The organism is Streptomyces sp. NPDC092952 (assembly GCF_044754785.1).
In the GTDB taxonomy this organism is placed as follows: domain Bacteria; phylum Actinomycetota; class Actinomycetes; order Streptomycetales; family Streptomycetaceae; genus Streptomyces.
In genome coordinates, this window is the sequence record NZ_JBIVPT010000006.1 from 259,116 (window position 1) to 279,938 (window position 20,823).

Consider the following 20,823-nt stretch of genomic DNA (forward strand, 5'->3'; position numbering starts at 1 on the left):
AACGCGACCGCGGGGAGCGTGACTGCGAGGCTCCCCGCGTCAGTTCAGCGGAGACGTACCGAATCGGCTGGGAAGGCCCAGTTTGCCAGGGTTGAGGATGCCGGCCGGGTCCAGGGCCTTCTTCACCGCGACGAAGGTCGCGAAGCCCGCCCCGAGGGATTCCTCCAGGTAGGGGCCGCGCAGCAGCCCGCAGCCGTGGTGGTGGCTGAGCGCCGCCGCGTGCTTGATCAGTACGCCGTTGGCGGCGTCCCACACCGAGCGGTACCAGTCGCGGCGCGACTCGGGAGCCACGTCGCCGCGGAGCGAGAAGTAGACGCAGGCGCCGTCGGTGTACGCGTGGGACTGGTGGGCCGAGGCGGCCAGGGTGCCGTCCACCGCCTGGATCGCGGCGACCACCTCGTCGTAGATCACCGGCAGGTCGGTCCAGGACGCGGCCATCTCCAGGGTGTCGGCGACGAAGCCGGGGCCGGGCTTGAAGCCGTCGGCGGACTTGCCGACCAGCATCCGCTCGTCCAGCCAGCGCTCGAAGACCGCCTGGCTGTCCAGCTCGGGGCCGTACTCCTCGCAGACCTCCCGGGCGATCTTCAGCGAGGCGTCCACGAGGGCCGGGTCGCCCTCGTCCGCGATCAGCAGCAGATTGGTCTCCGGGTGCCCGAAGTGGGTGCCCGACTCCAGGGCGTCGTAGAGCCGCAGGACGGCCGGGGTGGCGCCGCGCTGCATGATCCGGCGGCAGGCCTCCAGGCCCTGGGCGAAGCTGGTGAAACCGTACGCGGCGGCCGAGGCGTACTCCGGCAGCGGGTGCACCCGCAGCCGGGCCGAGACGATCACGCCGAGGGTCCCCTCGGAGCCGACGAACAGCTGGCGCAGGTCCGGCCCGACCGCGGCGCGGGCGTAGTCGCCGTAGGTGGCCCGGGTCCCGTCCGCGTGCACGACGTCCACGCCGACGACCATGTCCTCGATCTTGCCGTACCGGGTGGAGAGCTGACCGGCGCCCCGGCAGGCGATCCAGCCGCCGACCGTGGAGACGGCGAAGGCGGACGGCCAGTGGCCGGTGGTGACGCCGTACTCCTCCTGGAGCTGCTTCTCGAAGAGGTCGCCGAACATGCCGGCCTGGACGTCCACGATGTTCGACTCCGCGTCGAAGCCGGTGATCCGGTTCAGCCCGCACACGTCCAGGACCACCCCGCCGAAGACCGGCAGCGCCGCGCCCGTCACGTTGGAGCGGCCCGCGGACGGGGTGACCGGGATGCCCGCCTCGTGGCAGATCCGCAGCACGGCGGCGACCTGGTCGGCGTCGGCGGCCTCGACGACCACCGCGTCCGGGGTCGCCGGACGGCCCTCGGTCTCACCGATCATCGAACCGGCCCACCAGTCGCGGGTGCGGGTGACGACCTCCTCGCGGGCGGTGTGCACCGCGTGCGCGGCCCCGCGCAGCGCCTCCACCACGGACGCGGGGACCTCCACCGGGTCCGCCTGGAGCGCGGCCGCCCCGTCGCCGATCGGCGTGTTGCGGGCCCACTTGGCGAAGCTGGGCGCGCCCACGGTGTAGTCGCCCCGGTTGAACGGGTGGGTGATGGTCTGACGGCTGATCATGCTGCTGCCCCTTCGAGGAGTACGGACTTTTCGTGACGGACGGCTGCGAGGTACTCGGCGACCGAGCGCTCGACCTGCGCCTCCGTGAGGTTCAGTTCCCGCCCGAGGATCGCGCCGACGGCCTCGGCGGCGTCCACGGACGCGTCCCGGGCGAACAGCCGGGCCCGGGTCCGGCGGGAGAGGACGTCGTCGACCGAACGGGCCAGCTCGGCCCGGGCCGCGTAGACGACCTCGGCGCGGGTGTACGGGAGCCCGGCGACGACCGGCTCCGCCAGCGACGGGTCCTCCTGGACGAGATCGCCGACGAACCGGGCCTCGGTGCCGAAGCGCTCGCCCAGGTGGGCGGCGAGGCCGCCGGACGCGGCCACCGCCTCGGAGTCGTAGCCGGCACCGCCCAGCAGCGGAAGGTCGCTGGTGCGGCTCCGCGCCTTCCGGCCGAGCACGGTCATCACCTTGTCGATGACGAGCTCGCCCATGTGGCGGCTGGTGGTGAGCTTGCCGCCGGTCACCGTCACCATGCCGGTGCGGCCGATGGTGATGTGGTGGTCGCGGCGCATGTCGAGGGTGGCGCCCTCCTTGCCGCCGACCAGCGGGCGCAGACCGCCGATGGAGCCGACGACGTCGTCCGGGGTGAGCTTCCCCTCGAAGGCGGTGTTGGCGCCCTCCAGCAGGAAGTCCATCTCCTGACGGGTGCAGTGCACGTCGTCGGGGGAGCCCTGGTAGTCCTCGTCGGTGGTGCCGAGCACCACGCTGTTGCCCCAGCGGGTGCAGGTGGCGCGGCGGGCCCGGCCGGGGATCGGCACGGTGACCGTGCAGTTGATCCGCACCTTCTCCCACGGCACCACGATGTGCACGCCCTTGGCGGGGCGCACCTGCGGCCGGTGGCCGTCGTCCGCCTTGGCGTCCAGTTCGTCGGTCCACACCCCGGTGGCGTTGACGACGGCGCGGGCCCGGATGTCGAAGCTGTCGCCGTCCGCCGAGACCCGGGCACCGGACACCTTGCCCATCTGCATCAGCAGACCCTCGGCCTTCGCCCCGTTGAGGACCGTCGCACCGAGCGCGGCGGCGGTCCGCACGATGGTCAGCACGAGCCGGGCGTCGTCGGTGCGGGCGTCGAAGTACATCAGCCCGCCCTTCAGGTCGTCCGCGCGCAGCGTCGGCGCCTGCGCCAGCACCTCGGGGACGGTCAGCCGCTGGTGCAGCTTGCCGATCCGCCACCCGCCGACCAGGTCGTACGTCCACAGCAGGCCCTCGAAGCCCTTGGCGAGGCGGGCGTCGAAGACCCCCTCCTTCTCCAGGATCGGGAAGAGGAACGGCAGCCGGTGCACCAGGTGCGGGGCGTTCTTCCGGAACCGGTGCCGCTCCAGCAGCGAGTGGCGGACCAGGTTGACGTTGCCCTGCTCGATGTAGCGCAGGCCGCCGTGCACCATCTTCGAGGACTTCGAGGAGGTGCCCGAGGCGAAGTCGTCCTTCTCGACCAGCGCCGCGCGCAGCCCCCGGGAGGCCGCGTCCAGCACGGCGTACGCGCCGGTGACGCCGCCACCGATGACCAGCACGTCGTACGTGTCGTCGGCCAGCCGGCGCTTGAGGGCTGCCCGGTCGAGCAGCAGGGGCGTGCGGCGGGTCGCCGCGGCGCTGCGCCTCGGCTTCCGGGCGGGCATGGTGATCACAACATCAACTCCTGGTGTTCCGGTACGGCGGCCGGCCCATCGCGTGCGGGCCGCCGGTGCGACGTGCGTGCCGTCGGCGCGACGTCAGTGGGGGGTGTGCGGTTCGGGGGCTTTCAGGGGGAGCAGCGCGGGATCGCCGAGGTGGGCGACGAGCACGTCGCGCCAGGCGGAGCGCTGCGCGGCGCGTTCGGCCGCGGTGGTGGAGGGCTCGAAGACCCGGCCGACCGGCTGTGCCTCGACGACCTCCTCCAGCGAGGACCACAGACCCCGGGCGACCCCGGCGAGGTAGGCGGTGCCGCGCAGGCTGGCGGTGGCGGAGTCGGAGACCCGCTCCAGCGGCAGCCCGGTCAGGTCGGCCTGGATGCGCATCAGCGGGTCGCTGCCGGAGACCCCGCCGCCCACTCGGAGCCGGGTGAACGGGGTGCCCATGGTGGCGGCGACCCCGTCGATCAGGTCGCACACCGAGTGCGCGATCCCGTCGAGCACGGCGCGCGCCAGGTCGGCGCGGGTGGTGGCGAGGGTGAGCCCGGTGAGGGCGGCGGTGGCCTCCGGGTGCCAGACCGGCGTACGGACCCCGGCGAGTGCCGGGACGAAACGCGGGGTGCGGCCCGGCCGGGTGGGGACCCGGCCCGCCTCCTCACCGAGCTCCTTCGGCGACGCGAACAGGCCCAGGTCGTCACAGAGCCAGCGCAGCGCCGAACCCGCCGTGGAGGTGTACGCCTCCAGGCTGTAGTGGCTGGTGGATCCCTGCCGCCGGCCGGGCTGGGCGAGCACCCCGGAGATGTCCGGCCGGGGCAGGGCGGGGGTGGTGCCGGTCGCCGCGTCGACGAAGGCGCCGGTCCCGTAGACGCACATGCCCTGCCCGGCGGCGAGTCCGCCGAGCGCGACGAGCGCGGCGTGCTGGTCGCCCATGGAGGCGGCCAGCGGTACGGAGATGCCGAGGGCGGCCGGGTCGGTGGTGCCGAAGCCCGCGTCGTCGGAGCAGAGTTCCGGCAGCAGCTCGGTCGGGAAGCCGAGATGGCCGATCCACTCCTCGTCCCAGGCGTGCGAGGCCAGCAGGTAGCCGCCGGTGGAGGCGGCGTTGGTCGGTGTCGTGGCGTGCACGGCACCGCCGGTGAGCCGCCAGATCAGCCAGGTGTCGACGGTGCCGAAGAGCAGCCGGCCCTCGCGGTACGCGGCGGCCACGTCCGGGTGGCCGGCGATCTGCCGGGCGGCCCAGAGGAACGGGGAGCGGGCACCGACCGGCCGGCCCTGCCGGGCCAGCAGGGCGTCGTCCCACTCCGGTTCGTACGCGGTGAGATCGGCCGCGTACCGCCGGTCCTGCCACACCACCGCGGGCAGCAGCGGCCGCCCGGTCACCCGGTCCCAGAGCATCGCCGTGGCGCGTTGCGTGGACAGGGCGACCGCGGTGATCCCGATGCCCTCGGCACGGGCCCCGGCCACGGCCCGGCGCGCCACCTCGACGGTGGCGGTCCAGATCTCCATCGGATCCTGCTCGACCGAGAGGTCGTCCGGATGGCCGACCTTGATCGACCGGTAGAACACCTCGTGGGCGGTGCCGGAGTCCAGGACGACTCCGGCCCGGGTGCCCGTGGTGCCCTCGTCGATGGCGAGCACACCGAGCCGGGCGGCGGCGCCGGGAAGCGACTGCGTCATTGCGGCCCTTTCGGGAGGATGGGGACGGGGGAGGGGAGAGGGCACCATCGTGTGGTGCGGCGGGACCGGAGGCGGGTCAGCGCGCGGCGGCGGGTGCCGCGGGATCCGGGGATCCCGCCCGGGCGGCGGTCTCGTCGGGCGAGGCGGCCTTCGTCGGGTCCCACTTGATCGCCAGGCAGGTGATCAGCCCGAGCAGCGGCACGACGGAGAGCACCAGGAAGGTGTCGGCGAGCCCCAGCGAGTCCTTGATCTGCGGGAAGACGTACAGCCCGACGACGCTGCCGAAACTGCCGACCATCCCGGTGACCCCGGTGCCGAGCGCACGGACGTCGCTGCTGTACGAGAGCGCGGCGATCGACTTGCCGTTGGCGCCGGGGCCCGCGGAGTGGCAGAGGATGAACAGCACCGGCAGCAGGAAGGCCACCGCCGTGGGCACCTTCTCGAAGGTCAGCCCCATCGCGAGCAGCGCCACGAACACCCCGGCGAAACCGGCCGCGGAGCTGAGCCGCAGCCCCAGGCGGCGGCCGAAGTAGGCGGAGAGCAGCCCGCCGGCTATGCCGAAGGCGTTGAAGACCATCGAGCCGACCGTCGCCTTCTCGAAGCTCTCGCCGAAGATCGTCAGGCTGATCAGCGGGAGGTACCAGCCGACCGCGAAGTACTGCATCGACTGCCCGAGCGAGATGACCGAGGAGAGGACCGTGCGCGGCAGGTAGTCGCCCTTGAAGAGCACCCCGGCCTGGCGGAACCCGATGGCGGGCGCCTCGGTGGCGGCCCGGGCGGCCCCGTCCGGCTCACCGGCGACGGCCTTGATCCCGTAGATCCGGTCCAGGTTGGCGACGGACTCCGCCAGCCGGCCCTTGCTCGCCAGCCAGGTGGGGCTCTCCTTGAGCATCAGCCACTGGCCCAGCAGCAGTGCGACGGCAACGACCGCGGCCGATCCGACCGACCAGCGCCAGATGTCCGCACCGACGTCCAGGTTGAAGAAGACCAGGGCGAGCGCGAGGTTGCTGGTGGTGGCGACGTACCAGACGGCCTGCCACAGGTTCAGCCGCCCGCCCAGCTTCGCGGGCGTGTACTCGGCGAGCAGCGCCATGGCGACGGCGAAGTCGATGCCGTACGCGACGCCCACCAGCACCCGGCCGAGCCAGACGACGGTGAAGTCACCGGCGAAGGCGGCCAGCAGGGCGCCCGCGATGGCGAACACCTTCGCCAGCAGCAGCGGGGGAACACGGCCGATCCGGGTGGCGAGCCAGCCGCCGAACGGGTTGAAGATGATCGCCAGGGCCGGAGCGGTGGCCGTGAGGATCGAGACCTGCGTGCTGCTCAGCTCCATCTGGGACGTCATCGGCCCCAGGCCGGCGCTCAGCGCGGCGTTCGAATAGGCGTCGAGGAAGAGCCCGCCGAACACGAGAAACCAGATGACCTGCGCCCGGCCGGTGATCTTGCCCAGCCCATCGATGAGCGCAACGACGTCGCCGACGCCTCTGACGCTCGGACGTTGTGCCATGAATCCGCCTTCGAGGAAGACCCATCGGCGGTACGGGAGCACAGAGAAACAGGCACGACGAAGCCACCGACAGGTGGTCTGTGTCTGTGCCTGTCAAAACACTGCGGAAAGCGCCGCAGCACGTGAACTGCAAGGAATGCGAACTACGCAGTGAGGTTAAGAACGAGTCAGGAGGGACGTCAAGGGTTTCCGGAAGGTTTCCGGAACGTGACACGGCCCCGGCGGGCGGGGCGGCGGACGCGGGGCGGGGCGGTCGCACCCCGCCCCGCCCCGCGCGAACGGGGTCAGCGCCCGGACTGCAGCGCCGCCCAGGTGTTCGCCCCCACGATGCCGTCGGCCGTCAGGCCCCGGCTCGTCTGGTAGCCGCGCACCGCGGTCGCCGTCTCCGGGCCGAAGCTGCCGTCGACGCCGACCGTCGAGCCCAGCGCCGCGGTCAGCGCGCGCTGGAGCCGCTTCACCGCGTCGCCCGTGGCGCCCTGCTGGAGGCTGGTCGCGGGGCCTGCCGACAGCAGCGCGGTCCAGGTCCGGGCCCCCACCACACCGTCCGCGTCCAGCCCGCGCGCGGCCTGGTACGCGATCACCGCGGCCTTGGTGGCCGCGCCGAAGTCGCCGTCCACCTGGCCGACCGGGAAGCCCTGTTCGCTCAGCAGCCGCTGGACGGCCTTGACCTGGGCGCCGGCCGAGCCGCTCTGCTGGGTGGCGTAGGAGGCGAAGCTCAGTCCGTCGGAGCCGTCGCCGCCGGTGTCCCCGCCGACGAGCTGCATGTAGCGGTTCCAGTCCCAGTAGGGACCCGGGTCGGTGTGGTCGTTGCCCGGTGCCTCACTGTGCCCGATGATGTGCGCCCGGTCCTTGGGGATGCCGTAGCGGTCGCAGAGGTACGCGGTCAGCGCGGCGGAGGCGCGGTACATGCTGTCCGTGAACCAGGACGGGTCGTCGATGAACCCCTCGTGCTCGATGCCCAGTGAGGAGGAGTTGGCGCTGCGCGCGTGGTAGGCGGTGTCGCTGTCCCGCACCATCTGGGTGATCTGGCCGTCCGACGACCGCACCACGTAGTGGGCGCTCACCTCCGCGGCGGGGTTCTGGAACCAGCTGATCGAGCCCGCGTACGAGCCCTGCGTGACGTGGACGACCACCTTGTCGATCTTCGCGGACCGGCCCTGGGCGAAGTTGTTCGCGTTGGCCGCCACCCACAGCGCCGACGGGTAGTCGGGGCTCTGCGCGCGGACCTCGGTGGCGGCGAGCGCGCCCTTCTGCGGGGTGACCGGACGGCTCGTCACCGTGATGCGCTCGCCGCCGGGGACGTCCGCCGTGATCCCGTCGGCCAGGAAGGTGTACACGGTGTCGGCGTACAGCGCGGCGGCCGGGCCCCGGGCGCCGCCGTACGCGGCCACCACCGGGTACCAGGCGTCGATGTCGTCGCGGTCCCGGGCGTCCAGCCCCAGCTTGTCGGCGTAGGCGCGCAGCACGGCGGCGCCGCCCAGGATGTTGGTACCGGTGTCGGCGCGGAGCCGGGCGAGCGGCTCGCCGGTGAGGGCCGCGGCCCGCTCCAGCGTCCGGTCGGCGGGATTGCTCACCAGGTGCATCACGCCGTAGCCGTTGGCCTGGCTGGGGCGCCCGGAGTGGCCGTCGAGATGGGTCTCGCCGTAGCCGACGGCGGCGAGCAGATCGCGCGGTACGTCGTACTCCGCCGCGGCCCGCTCGAACGCCCGCTCCATCGGGTGGCCGTCGCCCGGGGCGGCGAGGGACGGCGATCCGGTCATGGTGAGGACGGTGGCGGTGAGGGCCGCCAGGACGGTGGCGCGGCCCCGGGTGTGGATCGCGGCGCGGCTGGGCATACCTGCTCCTGCTCGGTGGGGGAGTGGGCGCGGCCCCGGGCCCGGGTGGGGTGGGCCGAGGGCCGCGAAGCGCGATCAGATTATCTTTCTGTTCAGGGCATGACAATGATCTGCCCCGGTGTGTCGCGCCGTCATCCCCTTGGATTCGCACACCTGGACGCCGTCCATCGCACGAGCGAACGCGGACCGGTTCTACCGTCGCGAAGGCGTATAAATGGTTTCTCCGGACCAGCCGGCGTCCCCCGATGGCACGCACACCTCACGCGGCAGGGCGTCACCGCGTACGAGAGCGCAGGAGCGCCGCACCATGAGCACGGCAGAAGAGATCAGTACCTTGCTGGTGGCGAACTTCGGCACCGACCCCCACGCCATCCGGCTGGATGTGTCGCTCCGTCATCTCCAGCTCGACTCACTGGCGTTGGAGGAGCTGCGGCTGCTCATCGAGGACCGGCTCGGCGTGGACCTCGACGACGTGCAGCTGAGCTCGCGGGACACGGTCGGCCGGCTCGTGGACGCGGTGCACCACCGGGTCGCCGCGTGACGCCCCGTCCGTACCGCCCGGAGCCCTTCGCCGCCGCCGTCACCGGCATCGGCCTGATCACCGCCGCGGGCGTCGGTACGGAGGCGACCTGGCGCGCGGTCACCGGGCCCACGGACCCGCCCCATGTCCCGCACCGGCCCGAACTCGAAGGTCTGCCCTGCGACTTCATGTACACGGTCGCCGGGCTCGACCCGCGCGCCGTGCTCGGCGTGGCGGCCGCGCGGCTTATGGACCGCTTCGCCCAACTGGCCGTCCTCGCGGCCCGCGAGGCCGTCGCCGACGCCGGACTCGGCCCCGGGGTCTGGGACGCCGGACGGGTCGCCGTCGTCATCGGCTCCGCCCATGGCGGGCTGCCCTTCTACGACGAACAGCACGCCCTCCTCACCGAGCGCGGCGCCCGCCGGGTCTCCCCGAAGCTCGCCCCGCTCACCGTCGTCAACGGCGCCGCCAGCAGCGTCGCCACCGACCTCGGCGCCCTCGGCCCGAGCCAGGCCGTCTCCACCGCCTGCTCCTCCGGGACCGTCGCCCTCGGCACCGCCCACCAGATGCTCCGCACCGGTGCCTGCGACATCGTCGTGGCGGGCGGCGCCGAATCGGTCTGCTCCCGGCTCCTCATCGCCAGCGCCTGCCGGCTCAAGGCGGTCTCCACCCGGCGCGAGGACCCCGCGGCGGCCTGCCGCCCCTTCGACGCACACCGGGACGGCTTCGTCGTCGGCGAGGGCGCCGGCCTGCTGGTGCTGGAGCGCCCGGAACACGCGCGGGCCCGCGGTGCCACCGTCCGCGCCCACCTCGCCGGTTACGCCGCCTCCAGCGACGCCCACTCCGCCGTCGCCCCCGACCCCGGCGGCCTCGGCATCGAGCGGGCCCTGCGCGCCGCGCTCGCCGACGCCGGTGTCGAGCCCCGGGACATCGGCCACGTCAACGCCCACGGCACGTCCACGGTCTCCAACGACCTCATCGAGGGAACGATGCTCCACCGCGTCCTCGGCGACCGCCCCCTGGTCACCTCGACGAAGGCGATGACCGGGCACACCCTGGGCGCCGCCGGGGGCATCGAGACCGCGCTGACCGTCCTGACGCTCCAGCACGGGCTGGTACCGCCCACCGTGAACCTCGACGCCCCCGATCCGGAGATCCCCGTCGACGTGGTGAGCAAGGAGGCCCGGCCCGCGGTGCTCGACGCGGCCGTCAAGACCTCGCTCGGCTTCGGCGGACACAACGCCGCACTCGTTCTCACCAGGGCCTGACCCGGAAACCAAGAGGCACGCGATCCATGGCCGACGAGATCATCCGGACCCTGTCGGTGGGCGGTCTGCGCTACGGCTACCGGCTGCTGCGGCAGCCCGCGCCGCGCACCGAACCGGTCATCGTCCTCGGCGGCGCACTCCAGGGCATGTACGGCTGGCCGCAGATGGACGACCACCTCGGGCCCCTGGCCTCCGTGGTCACCGCCGATCTGCCCGGCATGGGCGGGGCGGACCCGTTGCCGCCGGGCACCGGCGCGGAGCTCCTCCAGGACGCCGTCATCGGGATCGTCGACGACCTGGGCGTCGAGCGGGTCAACCTGTTCGGCTTCTCGTACGGAACGTCGATCGCCTTCGGCTGCGCCCGCCGCCACCCCGGCCGGGTCGCCCGGCTGGCGCTCGGCGGGGTGCCCGCCCACATCACCGGGGAGCAGCGCGCCCACTGGGCCCGCGCCGTCGCCCGGCTCGACACCGGGGACCTGGCCGGGCTGGCCGGGCTGGCCGCCGAGGTGCTGATGTGCCAGGACCCCGAACGCCCGGTCCACCGGCGCGAGCTGGCGCGCCGCTATGTGCGGCGCTCCTTCCTGTACGCGCTCACCCACTCCCCGCACGCGGTGCGTTCGCTGCACCGGGCGCTGGAGCAGCGGCCGGACTTCTCCGGCGGGCTGACCGGCGTGCCCACGCTGGTCTTCGCGGGCGAACATGACACGGTGACCTCGCCGGAGCGGCAGCGGGCCTTCGCCGCCACGATCGAGGGCAGCCGGTTCCTGACGATCGGCGAGTCCGACCACTGGGTCGTCCTGGAGCGCCCGGACGACGTCGCGGACCTGATGGCCCGCTTCTTCACCGATAGCCCGCTGGAACCGTCCCCGGGGCTCGCCGCCCTGCCCGCGCAGGGCCGGGCCCTCCGCGCACCGGCCGGCCCGCCCCGGGCCGACGCCCAGTGAACCGACCAGACCCGGAGAAACGGTCATGGAGAAGCCCGAGTTCGTCTACCGCATCTACATCCAGACCACCGCCGACCAGCTCTACCGGGCACTGACCGACCCCGAGCTGATCAGGATCTACATGGGCGACCACGGCCCCGACTCCACCTGGGAGCCGGGAGCGCCGGTCCGCTGGAAGATGGACCCGGACGGCGACTTCGAGGAGGTCGGCCAGCGGGTCCTGGCGGCCGAGCCCGGAAGGCGGCTCGCGTACAGCTGGCACACCCTCCAGCCCATGCACCGCCAGATGTTCGACTTCGCCTCGGACGAGGAGTGGGAGCGGGCCGTCCAGGAGCGGTCCAGGGTCTCCTTCGACATCGAACCGGCCGCGGAACCCGAACTGGGGATCCGGCTGACCCTCACCCACGACGGCTTCGACGGCCCGGACAGCAGGATGCTGGAGGGCGTCAGCGAGGGCTGGGTGGCGATCGTGTCCACGCTCAAGACCCTGCTGGAGGGCGGGAAGTTCCTCGACGAGCCCGCCTGAGCGGCGATCGGCCCGCCCTCCCCGCCGGGGTCTCAGGCGCCCGGCACCCGGTCGAGGAATCCGCTGACCGAGGAGATGCGCCCGTCGTCGGCGAGCACGATCACGTCGAACCCGGCGACGGGCGCCGAGCCGTCGGCGTCCGAGACCAGCTCCCAGCCGAACCGCACCAGCGCGTGGTGCCCGTCCGGCGTTCCGGCGGGCCGGAAGGAGAAGCCGGGGAACTGCTGCTGGGCGCCGCCGATCAGCGCGACCAGTCCGTCGTGCCCGCTCACCTCGGCCAGTGGGTCGGTGTACGTGGCGTCCTCGGTGAAGGCGGCCGCGACGGCCTTCGCCGTCTCCTCGGCGCCGGTCGCGTTCCAGGCGGTGAAGTAGCGCTCGACCGCGTCGTCGTACCTGGTCATCGTGGAGTCCTCTCCTCGGGGGCCGGCTCTCGGCCGGCCCGGTGAGGAACACGATGTCCGACGCCGGGGAAAGCGTCGATTACCTCCGGGGTCATGCTGGTCAGGCGGGGGCGGGCCGTCTCAGGGGGTGTCCGACACCACGTGCATCGCGGCCTCCTCGGCGGAGGCGCCCGCCCCGTCGATGCCGACGTCCTCGCCCGCCATGGTGTCCGGCTCGTCGATGTCCAGCTGCCGGGTGAGCCGGCCGGCCCGGGCCGTACCGACCTCCTCGTCCCACGGCTCGCCGTCGCCGTCCGGCAGATCGCCCACCCCGTCGCCGACGGTGTCCGAGAGGTCGGGAAGCTCACGGGCGAGCCGGCCGTCCAGCGATTCGCCGTCGTGCTGCTCGGCCGCGGTGGTGCCCCGGTCCTCCACCGCCCATGGCCGCTCGGGCGGCGAGTAGCCCTCGTCCAGCGCGTCGGTCAGCCCCCGGCCGTCCAGCATGTCCTCGACATCGAGCTGCTCGGTGAGGTCGGCGGCCTCCGGCGGCTGCGGCTGGTAGACGTCGTCTCCCCTGTCGGCATCCATCGTGCTGTCTCCCTTCCCGGCCGGGAAAAAGGGGGGCCGGGCCTGCGATACGCGCCCGAGTGCGGTCGAACCGCCCGTACGGTTTCAGGATAAATGTCCGGAGTGCGGACCCGCAGCCGTGACGGTCCGGCCGGGCGCCACCGGCCGGACGGAGGGACCATGGAAGGTGCGGGCGGAAACAGCCCTGCCCCGTCCGCATCGGAGACGAGGATATGGACTACCCGGAGAGCTACCAACTGGTGTTTCAGGCGTCGGCCGTCGAGGACGACACGGTGACCGTCCACCGCACCGAGCAGTCGGGGGCGGGCGGATTCCCGGTCTACGAGGACGAGACCGGCATCGTGCGCGCGGAGATCAGCGACCGGGGAGAGGTGCGCATGCTGGCCAGCGGCGGACACCAGGTCCTCGGTACCCCGCTGGTGGTGCGCGAGCAAGGCGGATGAATCCGTCCGGGGCCGGGCGGCCCCGGACGGGGAACGGTCAGCCCTCGGTCCAGCCGTGCTTCTTCGCGAACTGGAGCAGGCTGCGCCGGACCTGGAGGATCTGTGCGCCCGTCAGCGTCGGCGCGGAATCCAGCAGGACATCGGTCACGGCCCGGGTGAACTCGGCCGCGCTCAGCACGTCGCACAGGGCGTCGTCGTCGGCGACGGCCTGGGAAACGGCCCGTGGCGGGGCGGGCGTGGCCCCCTCGGCGAGCCGCACGGACGACGCCTTCAGCCCGCGCTCCCCGTCCTCGATCTCGAACTCGACCGCCGTGCCCGTGTGCACGTACGACTCGGGGATCAGCATGTCGTTGACGTGGAGGAACACGTCCTCACCGCCGTGGTCGGGTGCGATGAACCCGTACCCCCGAGCTCCGTCGAACCGTACGACGCGACCAGAAACCACACCAACCCCCAAGAAGAACACGGGCCCCTTGCCCGTACCACCGCAGATGTCCAGATCGGGAGGATAGCGCCGAGAGGACGGGCGGCGCGACCGGTGCACCGGATTCCGGTCACGTGGGCGGCTCACCGCACCCGGCGGGCCGGCGGCCGGGGATCTCCGGCCGCCAGCGGGGAGCGGGCCAGCTCCGCACAGCCCACCGCGATCAGGACGAGCGCCGCCGCCACCGGAACCAGCCACCAGCCGGTACGCACGTCCTCGCCGAACAGCGTCACCCCGTACGCCACGCTGATCAGCGCGTCCCCCAGGGTCAGCATCGGCTGCACGGCGACCAGCGTGCCCGCCTGGAGGGCGTTCTGGAGCAGGAAGAGCGCGCCCACCCCGGTCGCCGCCATCGCGTACAGCTGCCAGGCCGAGAACAGCGCCCCCACCCCGCCGTCCGTCAGCCGGGCCATCGCGTCCTTCATCAGCGCCGCCGTCAGCGCGTACCCGCAGGCGGCGGCGAGGCCGAGCAGCGCGCCCCGGGTGTCCCCGCGGGTGCCCAGCGCGGCGGCGATCAGCGCCGCCTCGAAGAGCCCGGTCAGCAGCAGTGCGGGGACCCAGGCCAGCGTGTGCACCGACGCCGACCCGCCGCCGGGGGCCGCCGACGCCATGCCCAGCGCCAGCCCCAGCGTCACGGCCGCCACCCCGTACCAGGTACGCCGGGGCAGCCGGACCCGCATCATGGAGGCGGCCATCAGCAGGGTGGCGGGCAGCTCGATCACGAAGATCGGCTGGACCACGGCGATCGGACCGGTGGCCAGCGCCACGGCCTGGAAGACGGCCGCGAGGACCACCAGCCCGATCCCGGCCAGCCAGAGCGGCCGGCGCAGCAGATGCCCGATCAGCGACAGGCGCATCGCCTCACTGTCGGGGACGGTACGGGCGGCACGGCGCTGGAGCACGGAGGCGGAGCCGTTGCTCAACGCGGTGAGGAGGGCGAACAGCACACTGATCACCCGCCCCATCATGCGGGCGCCCGCCCCGCGATCCCCGGTCCCGCGCCACGGGTCACGCACCGGACCCGGCGCGACCACCCTTGCGGACCGGACCTGTCCGCAAGGGTGCGTAGCGTGCCCGTCATGGCTGCCACGAAGAACTCGCCCGCCGTGCTCTCCGCCCGCGCGCTGAACCGGGCCACCCTGGAGCGCCAGCTGCTGCTGCGCCGTACCGCGATGCCCGCCAAGGACGCCGTGGCCCATCTGGTCGGCCTCCAGGCGCAGAACACCCGGCCGCCCTACTACCAGCTCTGCGCCCGCCTCGACGGCTTCGCCCCCGCCGAGCTGGCCGCGCTGATGGAGTCCCGCGAGGTGGCCCGCATCGTCACCCTGCGCTCCACCATCCATCTGCACACCGCCGACGACGTGCTGGGCCTGCGCCCGCTCGTCCAGCCGGCCCGAGACCGGGAGCTGCGGATGTTCCGCGCCGGACTCACCGGGGTGGACCTCGACCGGCTGCGGTCCCTCGCCGCCGGCCTGGTCGGGGAACGGCCCCGGACGCCCAAGGAGCTCCGCGAGGCACTGGGCGCGCAGTGGCCCGGGGCCGATCCGCGGGCGCTGGGCACGGCCGCCCGCTGCCTGCTCCCGCTGGTCCAGACCACCCCGCGCGGGGTGTGGGGCCGCAGCGGGCAGGTCGCGCTGACCACCGCCGAGCACTGGCTGGGCACCGCCGCGCGGCGGGCCACCACGCCGGACGCCGTGGTGCTGCGCTACCTCGCCGCCTTCGGACCGGCCTCGGTCAAGGACATGCAGGTCTGGGCCGGGCTGACCCGGATGCGGGAGGTGTTCGAGCGGCTGCGCCCCGGCCTCGTCACCTTCCGGGACGAGCACGGGGCCGAACTCTTCGACCTGCCGGACGCGCCGCGCCCGGCCGAGGACACCCCCGCCCCGCCGCGCTTCCTGCCCGAGTTCGACAACGTCCTGCTCGGCCACGCGGACCGGAGCCGGGTGATCCCGCCCCGGTTCCACGGGCGCAACGGCAACGGCAACCAGGCGTACGGCACGGTCCTCGTCGACGGCTTCCTCGCGGCGATCTGGCGGCAGGACGGCCCCGGCCGGCCGGGCGCCCACCCGTCGGTGCTGACCGTGCAGCCGCTCGGCACCCTCGGCCCGGAAAAGCGCGACGCGGTCGCCGGGGAGGCCCGGCGGATGCTCTCCGTCATGGCGGAGCCGGGCGCCGCCGACACCTGCGACATCCGGTTCGCCACCTTCGTCGACTTCGGCGGCTGACGGCACTCCGGACGTGCGGGGCGCTACGGAAGCAGCCCCGCGCGCCGCGCCGCCACCACCGCCTCCAGCCGGGTGTGCGCGCCCAGCTTCCGCATCGCCGAACGCAGATACCCCTTCACCGTCTCCGCCCGCAGCCCGAGCCGCTTCGCCGCCGCCGCGTTGGTCGCCCCCGCCGCGACGCAGGCCAGCACGTCCAGCTCGCGCGGCGCCAGCCGCACCCCGCAGGGCGTCGGCGTACGCGCCCCGGCCGCCGAGGCGAGCCGCCCGCACACCCCGAGCAGCTCGTCGCGGAGCGCCGGATCGTCCACCTTCGGGACCAGGGCCCGCAGCTCGCGGTGGGCCTCGCGGACGTCCTCCCACGCCTCCGGGGCCGTGCGCGGGTCCGTGACCTGCTCCCGGGCCGCCGTGAGCAGGTCCTGCACCTCGTCCCGTACGACCAGCGCCTGCTCCACGTCGCGGGCGGCGGCCACCGCCGCGTCGAAGGTGCGGTCGCCGAGCGTGACCGGCGCGCGCAGCGCCCCGTACAGCACCCCGCGCACCTTGCGCCGCACCACGACCGGGACCGCGACCACCGAGCGCAGCCCCTCCGCCGCGACCGCCAGGTCGTACTCGTGGCTGATGTGGCGCGAGGAGTGGTAGTCGGTCACCGCGCACGGCCGGGACAGGGCGATCGCCTTGCCGCCGAGCCCGCTGCCCGCCGAGATGACCAGCCCGCGCAGGGCGGCGGTCTGCGCCCCGTTCAGCTCGGCGATCCGGGCATGGCGGGCGTCCGAGAGCAGCCCGCCGAAGGCCACCGGCAGGCCACTGGTCCGGCGCAACCGCAGCAGCGCTGTCTGCATTTCGACCACATCGACGGATTCCGGCACGCTGACGTCCTTCCACCCGGGCCCGGGGCGGGGGGCTCGGCCACCCCGCCGTACCCCCGTTCGGGGGTGGTGAGACCTGGGTCACTGTTTGAATGATGCTAAGTGACCGGTCCGGTCCGCAATTGAGGAGGGCACATGTCGGCAACCAGTGCGACGGAGACGTTCCGGGCCGCCCGGGACTTTCTCCTGAAGCACCGCGAGGACTACGAAGCGGCGTACGAGGGCTTCAGCTGGCCCAGGACCGATCACTTCAACTGGGCGCTCGACTGGTTCGACGCCATCGCGGAGAACAACGAGCGCACCGCCCTGCACATCGTCGAGGAGGACGGCGGCCGCACCGAGGTCTCCTTCGCCCGGATGTCCGCCCGCTCCAACCGGGCCGCGAACTGGCTGCGCGCCCAGGGCGTACGGGCCGGGGACCGGATCCTCGTGATGCTCGGCAACCAGGTCGAGCTGTGGGAGACCGCCCTCGCCGCGATGAAGCTGCGCGCCGTGGTCATCCCCGCCACCCCGCTGCTCGGTCCGGTCGACCTGCGGGACCGGGTGGAGCGCGGCCGGGTCCGGCACGTCCTGGTCCGGGACGCCGACACCGCCAAGTTCGACGAGGTGCCCGGCGACTACACCCGGATCGCGGTCGGCGCGGAGGTGCCCGGCTGGCTCGCGTACGCCGGGGCCGACGAGCAGCCGGAGAGCTTCGAGGCGGACCGGGAGACCGACGCCGACGAGCCGCTGATGCTCTACTTCACCTCCGGCACCACCGCCAGCCCCAAGCTCGTCGAGCACACCCATGTCTCGTACCCCATCGGCCACTTGGCGACGATGTACTGGATCGGCCTGAAGCCGGGGGACGTCCACCTCAACATCTCCTCGCCCGGCTGGGCCAAGCACGCCTGGTCGAACCTGTTCGCGCCGTGGAGCGCCGAGGCGACCGTCTTCATCTTCAACTACACCCGGTTCGACGCGGCCCGGCTGATGGCCGAGATGGACCGCTCGGGCGTCACCAGCTTCTGCGCCCCGCCCACCGTCTGGCGGATGCTGATCCAGGCCGACCTCGGCCAGCTGAAGACCCCGCCGCGCGAGGTCGTCGCGGCCGGTGAACCGCTGAACCCGGAGGTCATCGAGACCGTCCGGCGCGTCTGGGGCGTCACCATCCGGGACGGCTTCGGCCAGACCGAGACCGCCGTCCAGGTCGCCAACACCCCCGGCCAGCTGCTGAAGGCCGGTTCGATGGGGCGGCCCAGCCCCGGCTTCAAGGTGGAGCTGCTGGACCCGGTCACCGGCGAGCCCGGCGCCGCCGAGGGCGAGATCTCGCTCGACCTGTCCGCCCGCCCGCTCGGCCTGATGACCGGCTACCACGGCGACCCGGACCGCACCGCCGAGGCGATGGCCGGCGGCTACTACCGCACCGGCGACATCGGCTCGCGCGACGCCGACGGCTACATCACCTATGTGGGCAGGGCCGACGACGTGTTCAAGGCCAGTGATTACAAGATCAGTCCCTTCGAGCTGGAGAGCGCGCTGCTGGAGCATGAGGCGGTGGCCGAGGCCGCCGTCGTACCGGCGCCCGACCCGGTCCGGCTCGCCGTCCCGAAGGCGTACGTGGTCCTCGCGGAGGGCTGGGAGCCCGGCCCGGACACGGCGAAGGCGCTGTTCGAGCACTCCCGGGCGGTCCTCGCCCCGTACAAGCGCGTCCGCAAGCTGGAGTTCGCCGAGCTGCCCAAGACCGTCTCGGGCAAGATCCGCCGCATCGAGCTGCGCGAGCGCACCGCCCGAGGCACCGGCACCGAGTACGACGAGGGCGATCTGCGATGACCGGACTCTCCTACGCCCACGGCACCGGCGCCACCCCGCTGCTCGGTGACACCATCGGCCGCAACCTGGACCGCGCGATCGAGGCGTACGGCGACCGCGAGGCGCTCGTGGACGTCGCCTCCGGACGGCGCTGGACGTACACGGAGTTCGGCGCCGCCGTCGACGAGCTGGCCCGCGCCCTGATGGCGTCCGGCGTGGCCAAGGGCGACCGGGTCGGCATCTGGGCGGTCAACTGCCCGGAGTGGGTACTCGTGCAGTACGCCACCGCCCGCATCGGCGCCGTCATGGTCAACATCAACCCGGCCTACCGCGCCCACGAGCTGGCGTACGTCCTGAAGCAGGCCGGGATATCCCTGCTGGCCTCCTCGCTCGCGCACCGCACCAGCGACTACCGCGCCCTGGTCGGCCAGGTCCGCGCCGACTGCCCGGAGCTGCGCGCCGTGCACTACATCGGCGACCCGTCCTGGGAGGAGCTGCTGGCCGGGGCGCAGGCCGTGACGGTGGAGCAACTCGGAGCCAGAGAAGCCGAGTTGTCCTGCGACGACCCGATCAACATCCAGTACACCTCCGGCACCACCGGCTTCCCCAAGGGCGCCACCCTCTCCCACCACAACATCCTCAACAACGGGTACTTCGTGGGGGAGCAGGTCGCCTACACCGAGCAGGACCGGATCTGCCTGCCCGTCCCCTTCTACCACTGCTTCGGCATGGTCATGGGGAACCTCGCCGCCACCTCGCACGGCGCCTGCATCGTCATACCCGCCCCGGCCTTCGAGGCCGGAACGGTGCTCGCCGCCGTGCAGCGGGAACGGTGCACCTCGCTCTACGGGGTGCCCACCATGTTCATCGCGGAGCTGAACCTCCCGGACTTCGCCGCGTACGACCTCTCCTCGCTGCGCACCGGGATCATGGCAGGATCCCCCTGCCCGGTCGAGGTGATGAAGCGGGTCGTCGCCGAGATGCACATGGACGAGGTGTCCATCTGCTACGGGATGACGGAGACCTCACCGGTCTCCACCCAGACCCGCCGCGACGACGACCTGGAGCGCCGCACCGGCACCGTCGGCCGGGTCATGCCGCACATCGAGGTGAAGGTCGTCGACCCGGTGACCGGGGTGACGCTGGAGCGCGGCGTACCGGGTGAGCTGTGCACCCGCGGCTACAGCGTGATGCTCGGCTACTGGGAGCAGTCGGAGCGGACCGCCGAGGTCATCGACGCCGGCCGCTGGATGCACACCGGCGACCTCGCGGTGATGCGGGAGGACGGCTACGTACAGATCGTCGGCCGGATCAAGGACATGATCATCCGGGGTGGCGAGAACGTCTACCCCAGGGAGATCGAGGAGTTCCTCTACGCCCATCCGAAGATCGCCGATGTGCAGGTGGTGGGCGTTCCGGACGAGACCTACGGCGAGGAGATCCTGGCCTGTGTCATCCCGAGGGACCCGGCGCTGCCGCCGACCCTGGAGGAGATCGCGGACTTCTGCCGCGAGCAGCTGGCGCACTACAAGATCCCGAGGCGGCTGCGGATCCTGGACGCCTTCCCGATGACGGTCAGCGGGAAGGTCCGGAAGATCGAACTGCGGGAGGGGTACGGGGAGTAGACGGCCCCGCGAGGGGGCCGCTCCCGGGGCCGTCAGGCGGCCTCGATGATGCCGCCGCCGGCATCCCGGGTCGCGGCCGCCCACTCGATCAGCAGTACTTCATAGGCGGCGGCCGACTCCACGGGGGACCACTCCTGGGTCGCCTGCGCGTCGACGAACGCGCGGATCGCCTCGTTCGCCCGCGCGGCGGACGAGGTGGCCGGCCCGGACGTGCGCGGGCGGTCGCCGGACGGTGTGTGACGTGGAGTTAAAGCCATGACCACTACCTTAGAGGTGGCCACTGACACCGGCCGAACATTTGTGGCCCCTCAGAGCCGAACGTGACCGATTGCACTCACTGTTGCCGGTCGGCTCCGGTGAGCTGCCGGGGGTCCGTGGGGCCGGTGGGACGGGGGACGGCGCGCCGCATGCAGACCCGTGGCCAGCGGTCCAGGCCGTGTTGGCCCTCCTGTGCCCTGATCCGCCGCAGCCCGTCGGTGAGTTCGTCCTCGTCCAGTACGCGGAATCCGAGGCGGGCGTAGTACGGCGCGTTCCAGGGCACCTCCGCGAACGTCGTGAGCGTGAGCGCCGCCGTGCCGCGCCCGCCCGCCCAGCCGGCGACGTGGTCGATGAGTGCGCGGCCCACTCCGCGGCGCGCGGCCGACGGGTGCACGGACACCTGCTCGATGTGGACCGCGCCGTCGACCGGGTCGGCGATCAGATAGCCGACCGGGCGGTCCGCCGGATCCACGGCGACCCAGGCGCGGCCGGCCCGCCGGTAGGTGTCGAGCAGGTCGAGCGGGGGCGGGTCGTCGTCCGCGATGGTGTCCATGCCGAGTGTGCGGAAGGGTTCACCGGCGGCACGCTCGATCTCCTGGAGCAGGGGAAGGTCGGCGCGGCGGGCGGTACGGATGTGCATGCGC

20 protein-coding genes are annotated in these 20,823 nt (G+C 72.9%); 8 read left to right on the forward strand and 12 right to left on the reverse strand.

Annotation, left to right across the window (positions count from 1 at the left end):
* Window positions 1–39: 39 nt before the first annotated feature.
* The 5 genes from ACIQGQ_RS17795 to ACIQGQ_RS17815 form a co-directional block, all read right to left on the reverse strand.
* Window positions 40–1,593 (reverse strand): FAD-binding oxidoreductase, encoded by a 1,554-nt coding sequence (locus ACIQGQ_RS17795; RefSeq protein ID WP_402396573.1) that lies wholly within the window; start codon window positions 1,591–1,593, stop codon window positions 40–42.
* A complete protein-coding gene (locus ACIQGQ_RS17800; RefSeq protein WP_402396576.1) occupies window positions 1,590–3,263 on the reverse strand; it encodes an FAD-dependent oxidoreductase in 1,674 nt (557 codons plus the stop codon). The genes ACIQGQ_RS17795 and ACIQGQ_RS17800 overlap by 4 nt, the downstream gene beginning before the upstream one ends.
* A gap of 84 nt (window positions 3,264–3,347) precedes the next feature.
* Window positions 3,348–4,919: an FGGY family carbohydrate kinase gene (locus ACIQGQ_RS17805; RefSeq protein ID WP_402396579.1), complete on the reverse strand. Its 1,572-nt coding sequence runs from the start codon at window positions 4,917–4,919 to the stop codon at window positions 3,348–3,350.
* A 76-nt stretch (window positions 4,920–4,995) separates the two neighbouring features.
* Complete coding sequence (locus ACIQGQ_RS17810; protein WP_402396582.1) at window positions 4,996–6,426, reverse strand: MFS transporter; 1,431 nt, start codon at window positions 6,424–6,426, stop codon at window positions 4,996–4,998.
* A gap of 284 nt (window positions 6,427–6,710) precedes the next feature.
* The gene (locus tag ACIQGQ_RS17815) at window positions 6,711–8,261 is read right to left on the reverse strand and encodes an N-acetylmuramoyl-L-alanine amidase (RefSeq protein ID WP_402396584.1); all 1,551 of its coding nucleotides are present in this window, start codon (window positions 8,259–8,261) and stop codon (window positions 6,711–6,713) included.
* A 307-nt stretch (window positions 8,262–8,568) separates the two neighbouring features.
* Between ACIQGQ_RS17815 and ACIQGQ_RS17820 the strand changes: the two genes are divergently transcribed.
* Genes ACIQGQ_RS17820 through ACIQGQ_RS17835 form a run of 4 tightly spaced genes read left to right on the forward strand, consistent with a single transcriptional unit; the run spans window position 8,569 to window position 11,519 of the window.
* A complete protein-coding gene (locus tag ACIQGQ_RS17820; protein ID WP_402396587.1) occupies window positions 8,569–8,802 on the forward strand; it encodes an acyl carrier protein in 234 nt (77 codons plus the stop codon).
* On the forward strand, window positions 8,799–10,049 hold the full coding sequence (locus ACIQGQ_RS17825; RefSeq protein ID WP_402396590.1) for a beta-ketoacyl-[acyl-carrier-protein] synthase family protein: 1,251 nt from the start codon (window positions 8,799–8,801) through the stop codon (window positions 10,047–10,049). The genes ACIQGQ_RS17820 and ACIQGQ_RS17825 overlap by 4 nt, the downstream gene beginning before the upstream one ends.
* 26 nt (window positions 10,050–10,075) lie before the next feature.
* Window positions 10,076–10,993 (forward strand): alpha/beta fold hydrolase, encoded by a 918-nt coding sequence (locus ACIQGQ_RS17830; RefSeq protein WP_402396593.1) that lies wholly within the window; start codon window positions 10,076–10,078, stop codon window positions 10,991–10,993.
* A gap of 25 nt (window positions 10,994–11,018) precedes the next feature.
* Window positions 11,019–11,519, forward strand: coding sequence for an SRPBCC domain-containing protein (locus ACIQGQ_RS17835; RefSeq protein WP_402396596.1), 501 nt, complete (start codon window positions 11,019–11,021; stop codon window positions 11,517–11,519).
* Window positions 11,520–11,551: 32 nt separating this feature from the next.
* On the opposite strand, the gene ACIQGQ_RS17840 is transcribed toward ACIQGQ_RS17835, so the two are convergent.
* Window positions 11,552–11,920, reverse strand: coding sequence for a nuclear transport factor 2 family protein (locus ACIQGQ_RS17840; protein WP_402396599.1), 369 nt, complete (start codon window positions 11,918–11,920; stop codon window positions 11,552–11,554).
* Between the two features lie 120 nt (window positions 11,921–12,040).
* A complete protein-coding gene (locus ACIQGQ_RS17845; RefSeq protein WP_402396602.1) occupies window positions 12,041–12,487 on the reverse strand; it encodes a DUF5709 domain-containing protein in 447 nt (148 codons plus the stop codon).
* A gap of 212 nt (window positions 12,488–12,699) precedes the next feature.
* Here ACIQGQ_RS17845 and ACIQGQ_RS17850 point away from each other — a divergent pair, with 212 nt between their 5' ends.
* Window positions 12,700–12,930, forward strand: a complete 231-nt coding sequence (locus ACIQGQ_RS17850; protein WP_366300129.1) for a DUF6296 family protein — start codon at window positions 12,700–12,702, stop codon at window positions 12,928–12,930.
* Between the two features lie 37 nt (window positions 12,931–12,967).
* Here the strand turns inward: ACIQGQ_RS17850 and ACIQGQ_RS17855 are convergent, their stop codons facing one another.
* Window positions 12,968–13,375 carry a cold-shock protein gene (locus ACIQGQ_RS17855; RefSeq protein ID WP_402396605.1) on the reverse strand — a complete coding sequence of 136 codons (408 nt, stop codon included), beginning with the start codon at window positions 13,373–13,375 and terminating at the stop codon, window positions 12,968–12,970.
* 122 nt (window positions 13,376–13,497) lie between these two features.
* Window positions 13,498–14,370 (reverse strand): DMT family transporter, encoded by an 873-nt coding sequence (locus tag ACIQGQ_RS17860; protein WP_402396608.1) that lies wholly within the window; start codon window positions 14,368–14,370, stop codon window positions 13,498–13,500.
* A 123-nt stretch (window positions 14,371–14,493) separates the two neighbouring features.
* Here ACIQGQ_RS17860 and ACIQGQ_RS17865 point away from each other — a divergent pair, with 123 nt between their 5' ends.
* Complete coding sequence (locus tag ACIQGQ_RS17865; protein ID WP_402396610.1) at window positions 14,494–15,639, forward strand: winged helix DNA-binding domain-containing protein; 1,146 nt, start codon at window positions 14,494–14,496, stop codon at window positions 15,637–15,639.
* Between the two features lie 23 nt (window positions 15,640–15,662).
* Here the strand turns inward: ACIQGQ_RS17865 and ACIQGQ_RS17870 are convergent, their stop codons facing one another.
* Window positions 15,663–16,505, reverse strand: coding sequence for a helix-turn-helix transcriptional regulator (locus ACIQGQ_RS17870; RefSeq protein WP_352272890.1), 843 nt, complete (start codon window positions 16,503–16,505; stop codon window positions 15,663–15,665).
* 135 nt (window positions 16,506–16,640) lie between these two features.
* Between ACIQGQ_RS17870 and ACIQGQ_RS17875 the strand changes: the two genes are divergently transcribed.
* Window positions 16,641–18,317 (forward strand): AMP-binding protein, encoded by a 1,677-nt coding sequence (locus ACIQGQ_RS17875; RefSeq protein WP_402396613.1) that lies wholly within the window; start codon window positions 16,641–16,643, stop codon window positions 18,315–18,317.
* Window positions 18,314–19,921 (forward strand): AMP-binding protein, encoded by a 1,608-nt coding sequence (locus ACIQGQ_RS17880; RefSeq protein WP_402396616.1) that lies wholly within the window; start codon window positions 18,314–18,316, stop codon window positions 19,919–19,921. Before ACIQGQ_RS17875 ends, ACIQGQ_RS17880 begins: the two co-directional genes overlap by 4 nt.
* Before the next feature lie 32 nt (window positions 19,922–19,953).
* On the opposite strand, the gene ACIQGQ_RS17885 is transcribed toward ACIQGQ_RS17880, so the two are convergent.
* The gene (locus ACIQGQ_RS17885) at window positions 19,954–20,178 is read right to left on the reverse strand and encodes a hypothetical protein (RefSeq protein WP_385206301.1); all 225 of its coding nucleotides are present in this window, start codon (window positions 20,176–20,178) and stop codon (window positions 19,954–19,956) included.
* Window positions 20,179–20,255: 77 nt separating this feature from the next.
* Window positions 20,256–20,819: a GNAT family N-acetyltransferase gene (locus ACIQGQ_RS17890; RefSeq protein ID WP_402396619.1), complete on the reverse strand. Its 564-nt coding sequence runs from the start codon at window positions 20,817–20,819 to the stop codon at window positions 20,256–20,258.
* Between the last annotated feature and the right edge of the window lie 4 nt (window positions 20,820–20,823).

Bases quoted from the DNA above. Each gene is read 5' to 3' on its own strand.
- ACIQGQ_RS17820 (WP_402396587.1), top strand. From the start codon at position 8,569: ATGAGCACGGCAGAAGAGATCAGTACCTTGCTGGTGGCGAACTTCGGC.
- ACIQGQ_RS17865 (WP_402396610.1), top strand. From the start codon at position 14,494: ATGGCTGCCACGAAGAACTCGCCCGCCGTGCTCTCCGCCCGCGCGCTG.
- ACIQGQ_RS17885 (WP_385206301.1), bottom strand. From the start codon at position 20,178: ATGGCTTTAACTCCACGTCACACACCGTCCGGCGACCGCCCGCGCACG.
- ACIQGQ_RS17880 (WP_402396616.1), top strand. From the start codon at position 18,314: ATGACCGGACTCTCCTACGCCCACGGCACCGGCGCCACCCCGCTGCTC.
- ACIQGQ_RS17795 (WP_402396573.1), bottom strand. From the start codon at position 1,593: ATGATCAGCCGTCAGACCATCACCCACCCGTTCAACCGGGGCGACTAC.
- ACIQGQ_RS17850 (WP_366300129.1), top strand. From the start codon at position 12,700: ATGGACTACCCGGAGAGCTACCAACTGGTGTTTCAGGCGTCGGCCGTC.
- ACIQGQ_RS17805 (WP_402396579.1), bottom strand. From the start codon at position 4,919: ATGACGCAGTCGCTTCCCGGCGCCGCCGCCCGGCTCGGTGTGCTCGCC.
- ACIQGQ_RS17810 (WP_402396582.1), bottom strand. From the start codon at position 6,426: ATGGCACAACGTCCGAGCGTCAGAGGCGTCGGCGACGTCGTTGCGCTC.
- ACIQGQ_RS17835 (WP_402396596.1), top strand. From the start codon at position 11,019: ATGGAGAAGCCCGAGTTCGTCTACCGCATCTACATCCAGACCACCGCC.
- ACIQGQ_RS17830 (WP_402396593.1), top strand. From the start codon at position 10,076: ATGGCCGACGAGATCATCCGGACCCTGTCGGTGGGCGGTCTGCGCTAC.
- ACIQGQ_RS17890 (WP_402396619.1), bottom strand. From the start codon at position 20,819: ATGCACATCCGTACCGCCCGCCGCGCCGACCTTCCCCTGCTCCAGGAG.
- ACIQGQ_RS17840 (WP_402396599.1), bottom strand. From the start codon at position 11,920: ATGACCAGGTACGACGACGCGGTCGAGCGCTACTTCACCGCCTGGAAC.
- ACIQGQ_RS17815 (WP_402396584.1), bottom strand. From the start codon at position 8,261: ATGCCCAGCCGCGCCGCGATCCACACCCGGGGCCGCGCCACCGTCCTG.
- ACIQGQ_RS17875 (WP_402396613.1), top strand. From the start codon at position 16,641: ATGTCGGCAACCAGTGCGACGGAGACGTTCCGGGCCGCCCGGGACTTT.
- ACIQGQ_RS17845 (WP_402396602.1), bottom strand. From the start codon at position 12,487: ATGGATGCCGACAGGGGAGACGACGTCTACCAGCCGCAGCCGCCGGAG.